8 protein-coding genes are annotated in these 16,909 nt (G+C 37.1%); 1 reads left to right on the top strand and 7 read right to left on the bottom strand.

All coding sequences use genetic code 11. The annotated features are described in order from the left end of the window. Positions 1-66: 66 nt before the first annotated feature. From QLS97_RS12995 to QLS97_RS12975, 5 genes are all read right to left on the bottom strand, one after another. The gene (locus QLS97_RS12995) at positions 67-900 is read right to left on the bottom strand and encodes a GIN domain-containing protein (RefSeq protein WP_282717250.1); all 834 of its coding nucleotides are present in this window, start codon (positions 898-900) and stop codon (positions 67-69) included. Positions 901-984: 84 nt separating this feature from the next. Beyond that, a complete protein-coding gene (locus QLS97_RS12990; protein ID WP_282717248.1) occupies positions 985-1,725 on the bottom strand; it encodes a head GIN domain-containing protein in 741 nt (246 codons plus the stop codon). 4 nt (positions 1,726-1,729) lie between these two features. Continuing rightward, positions 1,730-3,490, bottom strand: coding sequence for a PspC domain-containing protein (locus tag QLS97_RS12985; RefSeq protein WP_282717247.1), 1,761 nt, complete (start codon positions 3,488-3,490; stop codon positions 1,730-1,732). 2 nt (positions 3,491-3,492) lie between these two features. Then, positions 3,493-3,825, bottom strand: a complete 333-nt coding sequence (locus QLS97_RS12980; protein ID WP_282717246.1) for a PadR family transcriptional regulator — start codon at positions 3,823-3,825, stop codon at positions 3,493-3,495. Positions 3,826-3,974: 149 nt separating this feature from the next. Continuing rightward, positions 3,975-4,430: a DUF4870 domain-containing protein gene (locus QLS97_RS12975; protein WP_282717245.1), complete on the bottom strand. Its 456-nt coding sequence runs from the start codon at positions 4,428-4,430 to the stop codon at positions 3,975-3,977. Positions 4,431-4,670: 240 nt separating this feature from the next. Here QLS97_RS12975 and QLS97_RS12970 point away from each other — a divergent pair, with 240 nt between their 5' ends. Further along, positions 4,671-5,123 carry a DUF4442 domain-containing protein gene (locus tag QLS97_RS12970; RefSeq protein WP_282717244.1) on the top strand — a complete coding sequence of 151 codons (453 nt, stop codon included), beginning with the start codon at positions 4,671-4,673 and terminating at the stop codon, positions 5,121-5,123. A gap of 86 nt (positions 5,124-5,209) precedes the next feature. Here QLS97_RS12970 and QLS97_RS12965 read toward each other — a convergent pair whose 3' ends face one another. Then, the gene (locus QLS97_RS12965) at positions 5,210-5,443 is read right to left on the bottom strand and encodes a hypothetical protein (RefSeq protein ID WP_282717243.1); all 234 of its coding nucleotides are present in this window, start codon (positions 5,441-5,443) and stop codon (positions 5,210-5,212) included. A 146-nt stretch (positions 5,444-5,589) separates the two neighbouring features. Next, positions 5,590-16,815 carry a LamG-like jellyroll fold domain-containing protein gene (locus QLS97_RS12960; protein WP_282717241.1) on the bottom strand — a complete coding sequence of 3,742 codons (11,226 nt, stop codon included), beginning with the start codon at positions 16,813-16,815 and terminating at the stop codon, positions 5,590-5,592. Positions 16,816-16,909: the final 94 nt, after the last annotated feature.

Here is a 16,909-nt window from a genome sequence, read left to right as displayed (position 1 = left end):
AGAAGATATATTAATCAATCGAGTTTTTACTCCCTCTGTTTTGGAGCGGGTTGGGGAGAGGATTTTCTATTTCAACTTTTTTATCAATTTTGCTTCATCGGCAAATTTTCTGATTTCAATTTTTGGAGCGCCCACAAGTTGGATTTCTGATTTATTAGCGGCGTCTATAATAACGGTTGTTACAGCATTTACACTACAATTAGAATAACTTTCGGTGGTTACATCAACATTTTTTATAGTTAATTTATTTCCTGTCAAGCTCGAGTTATTATCCAACCGAATAATGGCATTAGTTGCATCTCCTTCAATAGTTGCATCTGATTTTTGGTACATATCCACTTTCAAATCAGTTGTGGTGACTAAGGCTTTTAGAGATGCATTTTTACTTAATTCGATGGTAGTATTTTCTGATTTTAAATTGAGTTCGGTTTTTGATTTATCATCAGATTGTAATACGAAGTTTTTGGCATTCACATTCAGAAATAGTTTGGATGCATCATGTGCTTTCAGTGTGAAATCATTCAATAAAATTTCCTGAATTGCATTTACAGTAGTTTCATTTTTTGAAGTAACCAGATTTAAATCATTCGTATAGGTTACTCTAACAATCATTTTTTTATAATTGGTGGCTTGTTTTGTAGTATAAATGCGCAATATATTATCACTTAAATCCAAAGAAATAATATCGTGTAAGTTTTCATCGGCTTCAATTTTTAGTTCAGTTTTTTCGCCTCTTTCCAAGTATACTTCGAGATTGTCTTCAACAGTAAGCGACTCGAAATTACCCACTTTCCTTTGTTCTACAGTTACTGTTTTTGAGCCTTTTATTTTTTCCTTTTTCTGTGCAAATGTCAATGTAGTTGATAAAAGGAGCAGGAGTATAGCAGCGTATTTTTTCATAGTCATTTGAATTAGAGTCTACACAAATATAAAAAAATCATCCACTTGTGATGGATGATTTTTTGATTTTAGTAAAATGATTTGTTATTCTTGATGAATACTTCCTCCGGAATTGGTTTCTTTTCGAATTGATTTTGGAACTTTATTGTAGTTTATGCTTCCTCCGCTAGAGGCTTCGGCATCCAGACTCACAATAGGGTGAACACTTATGGTAGCTCCACTGGAAGCTTCGGCATTAACTTCATTTGCTAATAAGTTTTTGGCGTCAATTTCGCTTCCACTTGATGCATTTGCTTTCATTTTTAATCCCATTCCATTAATGGTGATGCTGCTACCGCTACTGGAATCACAAGTGATATCATCTGCTTCTATATTCAGGTCAATAGTTCCTGCACTAGAAGTATTTAGTGTGATATTTTCTCCTTTTATAGTGTTTCTGCTAGTTATTGACGCACTGCTATTGGCTTCTAATTGCTCAATAACAGGCATTTTTACAGTTACTTTTTTAGATTTCGTATTGATAAAAGAATTTTTATCACAAGAAATAACGAGTGTACCATTTTCAACTTTGGTAATGATATGTTTCTGCAAATTATCATCAGCCTCAACTACTATTTCAGTTACGTCTGATTGTTCAATGACAAGATCGATAGCATTGCTGACTTCTATGCTTTTGAAATCACCCTCCACATTTCTTCTTTCGGTGGTGACATTCCCGCTTCCTTCAATTGATTTCAAATTAATGGAATGGTTACACGATGCGAATAGTAAGGCAGTTAACGCAACCAGAATAAATTTTGTAATTAATGTGATGATTTTTAACATAGCTTTAATTTTTAATGATTACACCGTTTTTGCTTACTGATAAGCCTTTTTTGGTTCCAGCTTCATTCACTGTTACCGTTTCGCCGTTTACTTTTACAGTAGTAGTTGTAATACTGTCATTTTCGGTTACTTTTCCAGTAATGTTTACTTCTACATTATCACCGTTTTCATTTACATCAACATCATTATATTCATTTTCATCAGCAGGACAATTTAAACATTTTATTTGAGAATTTTCTACTTTGTAAATGTAATTGTCTGAACTGTAGTGTAAGTTGAAAAATGAATCATCAGATCTGTCGTAATTTTGTACTGAAGTATCTGGTTTCAACAGAATCCCTTCTGGGAGGTATAAAAATATTTCTACTTCCTGGTCACGGAATTTATTAGCTACTTCTGTCAATAAATAATTGTCTAGAATCAACTGATTTCCTTCAATTTTGATAGCGTATTTTATTTTTTCAGCTCTTCGTTTTGCATCTTGAAATGATTTACCTCTAGCAATTTTTTCAATTTGAATGAAAGGTAATTTTTCGTCTGTGCGTAAAATTTCTAGACTCACATTATTGGAATAAATCAATTGGGTGTTAGCTGAATCCTGAACAAACTTGAAGCTTTCTCTGTCGTCAATGTCTTTTGTGTAATACTCATTGTATCTAAATTTTACAAACAAAGTATCATTTGGCAATACATTAATCGTTTCCTTCTGAACTGTTTTTCCTTCATAAGCCACTTCTGATGCTTGTTTTATTCCTATCGAAATTAATATCGCTATTGCAATTATCCAAAGTGCCAATAATGTGTATTTAGCTATGTTTCCAATTGATTTCATGGTTGGAGACAATAATTTGAAACCTAAAAGTGTCAAGAAAAAGAACGGAATTCCAACAGCAAAGAACATTAACAATCCAAAAGACCATATTGGGTAATCCGTGAAATTTCCTGCTTCAATGAAACTCTGCCATGGCACATCAATAAAATCTGAAGAACCTAAAGTGAAAACAGCAATTAGTAAAGAAACTAATGTTGCAATTCCTGTGATGATTAAAATTACACCCAAAAACTTTGCAAAAATCTTGAAAACTGTCATGATAAAATCACCAAAAGAGCTTCCTATTTTCCCGGCACCCGTTTTTATTTGATTGCCATATTTATCGTAATCCACATTTTTTATTTTACCAGAAACGCTTTCAAACTCTTCACGTACTTTTTTTTCGATATTCGAAATATTTACGGGTTCTCCAGTCATTTCAAGTTTTTCTGATGTGGTAACGGCTTCAGGAGTAACAATCCAAAGAATGATATACGCTAAAATTCCAGTTCCAAATCCAGCAAAAACTAATAGTATTAGAACGATTCTGATCCATACGGAATCAATTCCAAAATAATGTCCTAATCCAGATGCAACACCACCAATCATACCTTTTTCTTTATCGCGGTATAATTTTTTTGTTCTTCTGTTTGAACTGTCACTAAAGTTTTGAGAACCTTTCAACTCATCTTCAATAATGTAATCTTCTGGTTGTCCCATTACGGCAATAACCTCATCTACATCTTTTAAACCCACAACATGTTTGTCGCTTATTTGTTTCTCATTCAATAATTCTGAAACACGCATTTCGATATCTTTTATGATTTCATCATGCCCTGATGAATTTGATAAAGAACGTTTTATGGCATCAAAATATCGAGTTAATTTTTGGTATGCATCTTCATCTATATGAAAGAACATTCCGCCTAGATTTATATTTACAGTTTTGTTCATGACTATTGTTTTTGGTTGGTTATAAGGTTTACGGCATCTGATAATTCAGTCCAGGTGCTACTAAGTTCTTTTAAAAATGTTTGTCCTATTTCAGTTAGACCGTAATATTTTCTTGGTGGTCCTGATGTTGATTCTTCCCAACGATAGTTGAGTAATCCATCATTTTTTAATCGGGTTAGCAGCGGGTAAATGGTTCCCTCCACGACTAATAATTTTGCGTTTTTTAATGTGTCCAATATTTCCGATGTGTATGCATCTTTTTCTTTTAATACGGATAAGATGCAAAACTCGAGAACACCTTTACGCATCTGGGCTTTTGTGTTTTCAATGTTCATAATTTCTTTTTTTTGATTTTGTGTTGATTAAACGATTCATTTTTTGATTGATGATTGATTTGTGGTTGCGTGGAGTGAAGCAATCGCTCCTTACTATTTGGGTCACTTTATTTATTACGTCTATTCTCTTTTAATCGATTTTATTTTTCCTACTTAATAAAAGGAATCGTTATTGGATATTTATATTTTTCTCCATTTGATGTTTTGATTGAAGCATAAATGATTAAAAAGAATTCAGCCACTTTCAAAAGACCAAAAACTAAAACAGCAACTAATCCTACTGTTAACATTCCAATGTTTCCTTCAAAGTTAAAATTTCTAAAAACAAAATCGTGATCATTTACTACAGCTTCGAAAGGAACATTTTTAAACAGTGTAATTAAAAATGTTGGAACTGCAATTAGTATCAGCACTAAAGAATACAATAATAAACTTAACTGAAAATTAAGTACTTGTTTTCCGTGGTGATCCACAAATTCTGAACTTTCCTTTTTTGAAGTCCAAAGTATTATTGGAAAAATATAATTTCCAAAAGGAATAAAATATTGAGTCAATGCACTCAAATGAGTAAATGTTGCGGTGTTTTTTTCGGTAGTTGTTTCCATGATTAAAAGTATATAGTAATTTCTTATGCAAATATATATCTAAAAGACAGTATCTTGTTTCGCATAGTACCAAATATTAACATAAAATTAACAAATTAATTTAATATGTACGCATAGTATTTTTTTGTATTTTAGCAAAAAACCTAGCGATAATGAACTCGCCATGATTCAAAATCACAAAAAAATAAAGAAGAATGGCGATACCATATTTCTAAAAAACAAAACAAAAAGTAGCTACATATGAAACTTACAGCGTCAAAACTTAATAAATTTCTCTTATTTAAATTACCGTCGGCATTTATCTGTGGAGTACGTGTAAAAGAGATCGATGAAAACAAATGTGTGGTATCAGTAAAACACCGTTGGATTAATCAAAATCCCTTTAATTCCATGTATTTTGCAGTGCAAGCGATGGCTGCCGAGCTTTCTACAGGAGCTTTGGTGATGTTTCAAATCCAAAAAAGCGGCAGAAAAATATCAATGCTTGTTGCAAACAATAAAGGAAATTTTACCAAAAAAGCAACGGGTAGAATCACTTTTACCTGTACCGATGGTCATTTAATTGAAGAAGCAATTGAAAAAACAATTGCTACTGGAGAAGGAGAAACCTTCTGGATGAAGTCTATTGGAACGGATGAAAAAGGAGTTCAAGTTTCTGAAATGGATTTTGAATGGAGTGTAAGAGTTAAATAAAAATACGTAGTTGTTTATGAAAATAGAAAAACGCCTCTAAATCTAGAGGCGTTTTTTATAGGAAATTAAAATTTATATTGTTTAGATTAACATTTTTTTCCACTTGCTTTTGCTGATGATGCATCACACTTTTTTCCTTCGGCCTTGCATTTTGCTTGACATTTTTCTATTTCGTCAGCACTCATCGCTTTTGATTTTGAATCTTTTTTAGCGCAACAGGATTCTTTTTTAGCTTTTTCTTTTGTGGCAGTTTTACTTTCTTGCGCACTAAGATTTACAGTCAGAAATGCAATTGCTATACATGCTATTATCTTTTTCATTTTTATAAATTTAAATAGTTTTTCTTTTTTCTTTGGATATAAATCCAAAATTATAATTCAAATATAAATAATAATTTAAATCAATTATTAAAATTCAGATTAATATTTACTTAATCGAATCTGATTAACTACTGGAAACATACATTTTATTTGATAATAATTTTTTTGCTATACGCTCCTTTTGAAGTTTTTAGTTTTACGATGTATACTCCTGAACTTAAATTTTTGATTGGAATTTGAATTTTGGTTTGATTTTCATTTTTTACATCCCAATTTGCCACAGCTTGCCCTAATATATTGAAGAGACGCACCTCATTCACGGTTGAATCAAGAGCTTTATTTTGAATAATTAAGACTTTATAATTGTTAGAGTATAAAACTATAAGTCCGTCATTCAAATTATTCTCATCAACATCAAGTGTTTTGTTTGTGAATTGAATAGAGAAACGGTCTCGGTATTCGCCAACGGCCAATGAAATTGTAAAATCACTATTGCGAATGTCATGATAAATACCCGTTACGTTATCATGGAGGTAAATCTCAGTTGTATTAGATATGTTTTCGAGAGCATCAATTTTTATTTTGACTTTACCTTCGTTTCCTACAGTAAGTCCTAAAGGGATTATTTGATTGTCATTAAAATCAGTAACAGCTTGAATCACATATTCAATATTGTTTATTTCCCAAAACATATCATCGATACTCAAATCAAACATTGGGGCATCATAACCAATGTCAAACATTGATGTAGTGCTACTATCGGCTCCAAGTAATAGTTGTCGGTGAACACCAAGTGAAGAGTCAAAACCGAGTCTTATTTTTGATCTCGTTTCGGTTTCTGCATCTGAATCTTTTGCACTTGATTTAGTTGCTCCAGCTGTTTTCATAAAGAGCGAGTTCCCTCCACTTTCTTTTACAAATACTCGTTGGCTATTTTTAAAAGTTAGTGTACCACCATTAACTAAAGTTGGAATTTCAACTCCTGTTAATCCAGAGTCTAGATAAGCATCAACAAAAAATCCTTGTGCTACAGGGATGTATCGTTCTGGTACTTTTGTACCTGCTCCAGTAGCAGTTAAAGAACTGTCAGCAATACCAGCAACTCCTCCCATTAACGTATAGGTTGCATAACCACCTTCATATTCAGCTAAATAATGATTGTTGGATAAGCCAAAATGATCCCAAAAATACAGAGCTCCATTAAAGACATTGTCTGTGTTAGTACATCCTGAACAATCTTTTAAGTTATCTCTTATGAATTTATAGGCGTCAAGCGCAGATGGGTAAGGATTTCCTACTAAGTACGTTTGGTCATAAGGTAATGATAATGTAATAGTTCCTGAATTAGGTTTTCCTGTAAAGACATAGTTTTGCAATGCTGTGATTGCAGCAATACCACCAGTACCTTTCATAGTATGCCCTTCACCTGTTTTTATCAGACCGGTACTGCCAACATATTTCCATTGATAATAATCATTTAAGTCCGTATTTGAATTTAGTGTTTGTGAATTGTAAGACCATAACCAGCGGTTACTGATTTTTATAGGATTTGAAACTACATCTGCATAAAAGGCACCATCATTGAAATCGATAGTATTTGGACTCAATGAATTCGTTCCATCTTTTAAAATATTTGCAATTGCATATGGCGAATTATTTAAACCTCCTTGAATACTTACTGGTGATGACCAATAATTATAATTGTAACTGTTTCGTTGGCCTTGTTGGTCTCGTTCAATATATCCGGAACTGACTTCATCTAATATACTGTCATCGTATTGGGTTGCTGTATATCTCTTTTGTACCAGTTGTGATTGACCTACGAGATCAATATTTCCATTCAATAATAGATATAGAGTAATCCATAAGCCTTGACCATCATTATTTTCAATTGGATTAGTTACAACAGGATCAGCCATTGTTAATTTTCCAGCAGTTGAAAGTAAACCTAATACTGTAATGTCTTTATTTCCTGAATTAATATTGTGTGATATTTGTACAATATTCCAATCAATTGGAGTACTATTATCAACTCCTAAGCTGTTTGGCGCATCCCAAACATTAAAATGTGTCCAAGTAGTATCCGTACCCCAATCTTGACCATTAACTCTTGAAGTGTATGGTATTGGAGCAGTTTGTTCTTGTGCGCTGGTAATATTTCTTAATTTACCTACCGCAGTTCCTTTTGTTGGATTGAGATAACCACAACTGATGGAACTCATTTGGTAATAGCCCAATAAATCCGTTGTCCATGACAATCCGTTGACATCTACAGGAACAATTACTCCTGTAACGGCAGTTCCGTTGCTTGAAATTTCTTGATTCATAATTTGGTGCAATTGTTCTGGAGTTAATGCTTTATTCCAAATTTTGACTTCATCCATCCAACCATTAAAATAGCTCACAGGTTGACTTCCAAATCTATTCATTGCTCCTAGAATACAATCAAAATCATTACTAGTCGGTAATGTACCCGATACATTTTTTACTTCGATACCATCAATATACAAGCGATACGTTGTACCACTGAAAGTAACTGCAATATGATACCATCTATTTGTGCTAATGGCATTATTAGAGATAACTGTTCCTGCTCCATTCCAATTAAATGAGATTTTGTCTCCTGTTAATTTCAAATCATAACCAGTAGCCAGATTATTGGAATCGCGTTTAGAAAAGATGGTTTGTGTCCCAGTTACAGAATTTGGTTTTACCCAAACTTCAATACTAAATGGCGTTGTCAAATCATAATTGTCTTTAAAGGTTATATTGTCATTTGTACCGTCGAAATTGATTGTAGAACAATCAGTTAAAACAACAGTAACATCATCTGAACACCCAGCCGCAGTCCAGCTTAATACATAAGTTCCAGCATCACCGGTAAACGTAGCATTAGGATCGGTATCATTTGGAAAAAAGGTTGCTATATTACAAGGACTTATTGCGGTACTGGATTTAATGGTCCATTTTCCAGTCGCACCTGTACCTATAGCGGTATCTGTTATATAATTATTGTCCCAAGCACCTTTTGCTATATTTTGCGCTGCAGTAAGCCTATTGTCATAAGCATTAAGAGTTACCGTATTATTACCACAGTCAGCAGCTACAATTGCAAGATCTTTTCCTGCATAAGCAAAGTTTACATTAACGGTAACAAATTCAGTTCCGTCTATTCCTGAACTTCTGCATCCATTAATTAAAGTTGTGACACCATAAACTTGAACTCCTGGTGAAACAGGTGTTATATTCACCGTATTTATTGTTGAAATTATATTTCCGTCTTCATCAGTCCATTCTATTGTTTGATTTGGCGGTGCATCAGGGAATTTAAAATTATCTAAAGCCCAGGCACTGTTTGTATTCGCTCCTATAAAAGTAAATTTTACTCTTAATTGTGTTTGGCCTATATAATTTTGTAAATCGAATGAAGTATTGTCATTCGCAAAAGTATTAAAGAGGGCTGATTGAGCTGGTCCGGTAATATCTTGTAAAGTAACGGTATAACTTGCGCCTCCGTTCAACGAAAGTTCAATGAGTATGCGGTCTCCAGTCAATAATTTATAGGCCTGATCAAATCCAAATGAAAAGGTCGTTAAGCCTAATGAATTAAATATAGGCGTTTGTAAGGTTGTTGTTAACGGACCATTAGCAATTGCGAATTTTGGATCACCTGAATCATAAATTATTCCGCCTGGAAAAGGATGTGGGTTTGTACCTGCCCAATGGTTAGAACTTGTATTATTGGCAGATGCGGTATAACCTCCAGGAGAACCATCGACCAACCAGCCTCTAGGGTCTTGCGTATTCAATTGCCCTGTTTGAAAATCACCGCCTTGCAAAAATTGTCCAGTACCATAACTACTTTGGGACGTAAATAAAGAAGAGCTTCCCAAGCATAAAGTTGATGGTGATGCCGATACAGGATCTGGTTTAATATTTGGCGGAATAACATTTACAATTGCTATGGCTGAATAGGCAAGACCACAAGCCCCACTTTCAATTACTGCTCTGTATAATGTTGTTTGGCTGATATTCGTAAAATTATTTACAGTACTTGTATTTGCAATAGGAACCCAAGTTACGCCACCATTAGTAGTGTATTCCCATCGCAAAATATTTCCAACAGTACTATTTAAATTAAGTGTACCACTACCTAAATGACAGGCAGTAATTATATTACTTATTACTGTTGGAGTAGCACTAAAAAAACCAGTTATTGAACCGCCAATGGTTACAGGATGAATTGTTAATGATTGGGAATGGGTAACTGCTATACAACCACCTGATGCTGCTATAGTATTGACAACTGTATATGTTCCTGCTGTGCTCGTCGCCAAATTGATTGCTCCTGTTGAGGAATTAATAGACAATCCTGCAGGTGTCGAGCTAAATATTCCTGCAACTCCACCTCCAGTAAAAGTTAACAATGGATTCGCAGCACTCTTACAAAAAGTAGTGGAACCATAATTGAATGTAGCAACAGGAAGCGGATTTATAGTAACCGATGTTGTTACTGAAGTGATGCCACAACCTCCAGAGGCTGGAATCGTATAGGTTACGATATAAGTACCTGCAGTGCTTGAACTTGGTGAAATTGCTCCAGTAGTTGCGTTAATTGTTAATCCACTTGGAGCAGAATAGGTTCCTCCTGTATAGGCATTTGTCCCGCTTAAATTTACTGCTTGATCTGTAGGTGTTGAATTACAAAATGGTGTTCCCGTGTAACTAATAGTTGCTGTTGGAATTTGAGTTATCGTAACGGTTGTTGTTGCTGTTACAGGCATACAAATTCCAGTTACAGGAGTTGTATACGTTATGGTATAAGTTCCTGCGTTGCTTGTACTAGGAGTTATTGCTCCAGTGGAAGTATCTAAACTTAATGTTGGTCCGCCTGAAACAATTGAGTAGGAATAAAAACCTCCTGTAAATGCATTTGTTCCTGTTCTTGTTACAGGTTGAGCCGTTGTAATATTTTCACAAAATGGATTTCCAGCATAACTAATTATTACTGTCGGAATTTGTGTAACCATTAATGTTGCTATAGCAGACTGAACGGATGAACAGGTATAACCAGCAGGACCTGAAATTACAACATCATAATTTGCAGCATCTCCAGATACAATAGAATTTATTGTTAAAGTTGAAGCTGTTTGGCCAGTAATATTAGAACCATTTTTTCTCCATTGATAGGATAAAGGATCTCCGTTTGCGTCAGCAACTACAGTAAATGTAACATTAGAGCCATTGCATAGTGATTGTGAAACAGGTTGAGAAGATATTATAATTGCTTGGTCTACATTCAATGTTCTTTGTGCAGAAGTGACTGTAGCACAAGGTGATGCTCCGCTAATGACTACGTAATAAATACCATCATCGCTTAAGTTTGCTTGGTTAAAATTAAGATTAGCAGATTGTGCACCCAAAATATTAGTAGAATTAACTAATGCAGTACCAGAAGGAGCAGCTCCTTTATACCATTGATACGTTAAGCCGTCACCAACGGCAACAACGCTTAGACTAGTAGGGAAACTGGCACATATACTTGTGTTTGAAGGTTGATTAGTAATTGCGACAGCTTTTTTTATAGTTAGAATCATATTTGCATTTAAAGCTCCACATGGACCAATTGGATCATTAGTCGTATACGTTAAAGTAACACTACCTGAACTGATATCAGCTGCACTTGGACTGTAGATTGCGGTTGGTGTATTGTTATTAAATGTACCACTTCCATTTGTGCTCCAAGTAGCTGAGGAAGCACCGCCTCCAAATGAACCCGCCATTGTAGCTGTAGTATTTGAGCAGATAATTTGATTTATTCCAGCACTAACTGTTGAAGCTTCATTCACAGTAATAGTTCTAGTAGCACTTATGGCAGAACATGCCGTTAGTGCATTTGTTGTAAGAGTCAAGGTAACGGTTCCACTGAAATTTGCAGCAGGAGTGTAAGTAATGGTTGCAGGTGTTGCCGTTTGAGCTGTACTGCTCAATGATCCTCCGCCTAAAGTAATAGCCCATGCTGCGGTTGTAGCTCCACCACCTATACTTGCACCAGAAAGTGTAATCACAGACGGTATTGTTGATTGACAAACAGTTACAGTTCCTCCGGCATTTATAGTTGGAGCAGCATTTACAGTAATGGTTTTTATAGCACTTATGACTGAACAGCCACTTAGAGCATTTGTAGTAAGAGTAAGAGTGACAGTTCCACTGAAATTTGCCGCGGGAGTATAAGTAACAGTCGCAGGAGTAGTAGTTTGGGCTGTATCGCTCAATGACCCACCTCCCGAAGTAATAGACCATGCTCCAGTTGTAGCTCCGCCACCAATACTCGCACCCGATAATGTAATCGCAGACGGTGTTGGAGATTGACAAACAATATCAGGACTTCCAGCATTTACCGTTGGAGCGGTATTTATAGTGATGGTTCTGGTTGCACTTATTACAGAACACCCAGTTGGAGCATTTGTAGTAAGAGTCAACGTGACTGTACCGCTGAAATTTGCAGCAGGAGTGTAAGTAACAGTCGCAGGAGTCGCAGTTTGGGCTGTACTACTTAATAATCCACCTCCCGAAGTGATAGACCATGCTCCGGTTGTAGCTCCACCACCAACGGTTGCACCAATTAGTGTAATTGCCGATGGTGTTCCCGATTGGCAAACAGTATTAGGACCTCCAGCGTTCACAGTTGGCGTAGCATTGACAGTTATAGTTCTAGTTGTACTTATAGCAGAACATGCAGTAAGTGCATTTGTGGTAAGAGTCAAGGTAACGGTTCCGCTAAAATTTGCAGCAGGAGTATAGGTCACGGTTGCAGGATTTGCAGTTTGTGCTATGTCGCTTAAGGTTCCTCCGCCAGAAGTGATAGACCATGCTCCTGTTGTAGCTCCGCCACCAACACTTGCCCCAGATAATGTAATTGCATTCGGTGTTGGAGATTGACAGATAATTTCAGTTCCTCCAGCATTTACAGTAGGAGCCGCATTTATAGTGATGGTTCTAGTTGTACTTGCTGGAGAGCATGCCGTTGGTGTATTTGTGGTAAGAGTCAACGTGACGGTTCCGCTGAAATTTGCAGCAGGAGTATACGTAACGGTTGCAGGAGATGCAGTTTGTAATGTGTTGCTTAAGGTTCCGCCACCAGAAGTTATAGACCACGCTCCAGTTGTGGCCCCGCCACCAACTGTTGCTCCAGATAATGTGATAGCTGAAGGAGAAGCCGATTGACAAACAGTATTGGGACCTCCAGCATTTACCGTTGGAGTTACATTCACGGTAATAGTTCTTGTTGCGCTTACTGGAGAACATGCCGTTGGTGCATTTGTGGTAAGAGTTAATGTAACTGTTCCGCTGAAATTTGCAGCAGGAGTATAGGTAACGGTTGCGGGAGTTGCGGTTTGTGCTGTACTACTTAATAATCCTCCACCTGAGGTTATAGACCATGCGCCAGTTGTGGCTCCTCCGCCAAGAGTTGCTCCGGATAATGTAATGGGTGAAGGAGAAGGTGATTGACAAACCACATCAGTCCCACCAGCATTTACGGTTGGAGCTGTATTTACAGTGACAGTTGCAGTTCCTGAAACAGTTTGGATACATGTTGGAGTTGAAGAATATGAAACACTTGTTAATGTATAGATTGTGTTTGAAGTCAATGCCGCTGTTGTCAATGAAGCTGTTCCACTTGCTCCAATATTTATTGTTGATGAACCGGCAACACCCGAAACGGTATAAGTTAGAGTTGTATTAGGAGTTGCAGTGAATGTTATATTAGATGTAGATCCATTACAAATTGGATTTGCTCCAGTTACACTAATGTTGGCTGTAGGATTAGGAAGAACTGTGATAATCATTTCATCTGATACTTCCGGGCAATCAACAGTTGTTTGATTACTGACAATTTTTATTGTAATGCTTCCAGAAGTGAAGCCTGGAGGAAGAGTATAGCTACTTGACAATGAGTTAGGCGAATTAATAGTACCGGTAGTAACTACCCAATCCCATTCATTTTGGTTATTAATTACACCACTAATTGCACCTTCTAAAGTTATTGAAGGTGTTCCTGAACAAACTATTCGGTCAATTCCTGCAGATACTCCTCCATTACTATTGACATCTACTTGCAATGTACTTGGAGGGCTATTTCCACAAACATTGGTAGCAATTACTGAGACAAAACCGCTTGATGCATTATTTGGTACTTGTACTATTATTGAAGTCGTTCCTTGACCGCTTGTTATAGACCAATTTGTTGGTACAGTCCAAATATAATTGCTGGTATTTGAAACAGCCGCTATTGAGTATGTTAGTGTTTTAGTTGGACAAATTACGGTTACTCCATTAATAAGTCCTGGTGTAGCCGGGATTGCAGTATTTACAGAAACTGCAAAAGTTTGAGCACCACTTGTTCCGCATGAATTATTAGCGGTTACAGTAATATTTCCAGCAACTGCAGTTCCTGATGTTGAAACAGTAATTGTATTTGTATTTATACCAGCTGTTATACTCCATCCTAACGGTAAAGTCCATGTATACGATGAAGCATTTGCAACAGCGGATATACTATAAACAAGCCCTGTTCTGCTTATACATTGTTCTACAGAACCACTTATTGCTCCCGGCATTGCTGGTGCTGCTGGACTTACGGTTACAGCCAAAGTTCTTGCTAAACTCGTTCCGCAGCTATTTGTTGCAGTAACACTAATAGTTCCATTTTGGCCTGTACTACCTGATGTTACAGTTATTGAATTTGTTCCCACACCTGCAGTAATTGACCATCCAGTTGGTACTATCCAAGTATAAGTTGTAGCATTAGGGACTAAAGCGATGCTATATGTTAACCCTATAATTGCTGGACATACAGTCGATGTTCCTGAGATTACTCCTGGTAGTGTTGGTGTAGCTGGGCTTACTGTTACGGAGAGAGCACTGGCAGTACTCGTTCCACAACTATTTGTGGCAGTTACACTAATTGTTCCATTTTGACCCGCTGTACCAGATGTTACAGTAATAGAACTGGTTCCTGCACCTCCGGTTATTGTCCATCCAGTTGGTACTGTCCAAGTATACGATGAAGCATTTGCAACAGCAGCAATACTATATGTTTGTCCTGTTAATGCAGGACATTGTGTAACAGTTCCTGATATTGCTCCTGGCGTTGCGGGTGTCGCCGGACTTACCGTTACAGCCAAAGTTCTTGCAGAACTTGTTCCACAACTATTTGTTGCAGTAACGCTAATAGTCCCATTTTGACCTGCTGTTCCAGATGTAACTGTTATTGAATTTGTTCCTGCACCACCAGTTAATGACCATCCAATTGGAACTGTCCAATTATAAGTTGTAGCATTAGGGACTACAGCGATGCTATATGATAATCCAGTAATCGATGGACATACAGTCGGTGTTCCAGCAATTACTCCTGGTGTTACCGGTGTCGCCGGACTTACGGTTACGGCGAGAGTGCTAGCTGTACTCGTTCCGCAGCTATTTGTGGCTGTAACACTAATAGTTCCATTTTGACTGGCTGTACCAGATGTTACAGTAATAGAATTTGTTCCTGCACCACCAGTTATTGACCATCCTGTTGGAACTGTCCAGTTATAGTTTGATGCATTTGCTACTGCAGTTATGCTGTATGTTTGTCCTGTTAATGCTGGACATTGTGTAACAATTCCTGTTATTGTTCCCGGAGTTGCTGGTGTAGCTGGACTTACAGATACAGCCAAACTTCTTGCTGAACTTGTTCCACAGCTATTTGTGGCTGTAACACTAATAGTTCCATTTTGGCCTGGATTACCAGATGTTACAGTGATAGAATTTGTTCCTGTACCTCCTGTAATTGACCATCCTGTTGGGACTGTCCAGTTATAGGTTGAAGCATTTGTTACTGCAGTTATGCTGTATGTTTGTCCTGTTAATGCTGGACATTGTGTATTAGCTCCTGATATTGCTCCGGGTGTTGCGGGTGTTGCGGGGCTTACGTTAACTGCTAAAGAGTTAGATGCACTAGTGCCGCAACTATTTCCAGCGGTAACACTTATGTTTCCATTCTGTCCTGCGCTTCCAGATGTCACGGTAATAGAATTTGTTCCTGCGCCTGCAGTTATTAACCATCCAGTTGGAATTGACCAAGTATAACTTGTTGCGTTGGTTACTGCAACAACGCTATACGTTAATCCTGAAATGCCAGGACATACCGTTGATGTTCCTGAGATTACTCCAGGAGTTGCGGGTGTTGCCGGATTAACTGTAATTGGAATACTGTTGCTGATATCAGTTATTGGCGATACGCAAATAGCATTAGATGTTAGTCTAACAGTTACTATATCTCCATCAGCAAGTGATGAAGTAGAAAAACTTGGACTATTTGTGCCAGTATTAATACTATTTATCATCCATTGATAAGAAGGAGTTGTCCCTCCGTTTGTTGCTAAAGCAGAAAAAACTATCGAGTTACCAGGGCAAATTGTTGTAGAAGAAGCTGATATACTAACTGATGGCACGACAACATCATTCACAGTCATTGTAATTAAATTACTGGTAACAGGAGAAGTACAAGCAGTGCTTGAAGTTAAAACAACGGTCACTTTATCTGTATTCATAAATGATGTAGAAGTAAATGTTGAAATATTGGTTCCAACGTTTATACCATTTACTTTCCATTGATAGGAAGGAGTTGCTCCACCATTAACAGGAGTTGCTGTAAAAGTGACTGAGGTACCTGCGCAGATGTTATTTCCTGGATTGACCGCAATTGACACAGTTGGTAACGGATTAACAATTACCGTGTATGTTGCAGTTTGAGTTTGTGGCGTACAAGCATTATTGCTGGTTACAGTCATTGTTAGAGTAACAGAAGTTCCAGCATCGGCAGCAGTTGGTGTATACGTTGGAGTTAGCGTTGTAGCCCCTGCAGTTATATTTCCTGCTCCGTTTTCAGTCCATAGGAATGTTCCGTTTGTAGCGGAAGCTCCACTTACGGTTGCGGTTGCATTTGAACAAATGGTTTGTGTTCCACCGGCAGTTGCAGTTGGTAACGGATTAACAATTACCGTGTATGTTGCAGTTTGAGTTTGTGGCGCACAAGCATTATCACTGGTTACGGTCATTGTTAAAGTAACAGAAGTTCCAGCATCGGCAGCTGTTGGTGTATAAGTTGGCGTAAGTGTTGTAGCTCCTGCAGTTATATTTCCTGCTCCGTTTTCAGTCCATAGGATTGTTCCATTAGTAGCGGAAGCTCCACTTACGGTTGCGGTTGCATTTGAACAAATGGTTTGTGTTCCACCGGCAGTTGCAGTTGGTAACGGATTAACAATTACTGTATAGGTTGCAGTTTCAGTTTGCGGTGCACATGCATTATCACTGGTTACGGTCATTGTTAAAGTAACAGAAGTTCCAGCATCGGCAGCTGTTGGTGTATAAGTTGGCGTAAGTGTTGTAGCTCCTGCAGTTATATTTCCTGCTCCGTTT

The sequence above is a fragment of the Flavobacterium yafengii genome, assembly GCF_030010375.1.
Classification (GTDB): domain Bacteria; phylum Bacteroidota; class Bacteroidia; order Flavobacteriales; family Flavobacteriaceae; genus Flavobacterium; species Flavobacterium yafengii.
The sequence above is the reverse complement of the archived record's forward strand: the minus strand, read 5'-3'. Positions and strand labels throughout refer to the sequence as shown.

What these genes read in the sequence shown, in the direction of transcription:
- QLS97_RS12995 (WP_282717250.1), bottom strand. Translation starts at nt 900, where the DNA reads ATGAAAAAATACGCTGCTATACTCCTGCTCCTTTTATCAACTACATTG.
- QLS97_RS12990 (WP_282717248.1), bottom strand. Translation starts at nt 1,725, where the DNA reads ATGTTAAAAATCATCACATTAATTACAAAATTTATTCTGGTTGCGTTA.
- QLS97_RS12985 (WP_282717247.1), bottom strand. Translation starts at nt 3,490, where the DNA reads ATGAACAAAACTGTAAATATAAATCTAGGCGGAATGTTCTTTCATATA.
- QLS97_RS12980 (WP_282717246.1), bottom strand. Translation starts at nt 3,825, where the DNA reads ATGAACATTGAAAACACAAAAGCCCAGATGCGTAAAGGTGTTCTCGAG.
- QLS97_RS12975 (WP_282717245.1), bottom strand. Translation starts at nt 4,430, where the DNA reads ATGGAAACAACTACCGAAAAAAACACCGCAACATTTACTCATTTGAGT.
- QLS97_RS12970 (WP_282717244.1), top strand. Translation starts at nt 4,671, where the DNA reads ATGAAACTTACAGCGTCAAAACTTAATAAATTTCTCTTATTTAAATTA.
- QLS97_RS12965 (WP_282717243.1), bottom strand. Translation starts at nt 5,443, where the DNA reads ATGAAAAAGATAATAGCATGTATAGCAATTGCATTTCTGACTGTAAAT.
- QLS97_RS12960 (WP_282717241.1), bottom strand. Translation starts at nt 16,815, where the DNA reads ATGACCGTAACCAGTGATAATGCATGTGCACCGCAAACTGAAACTGCA.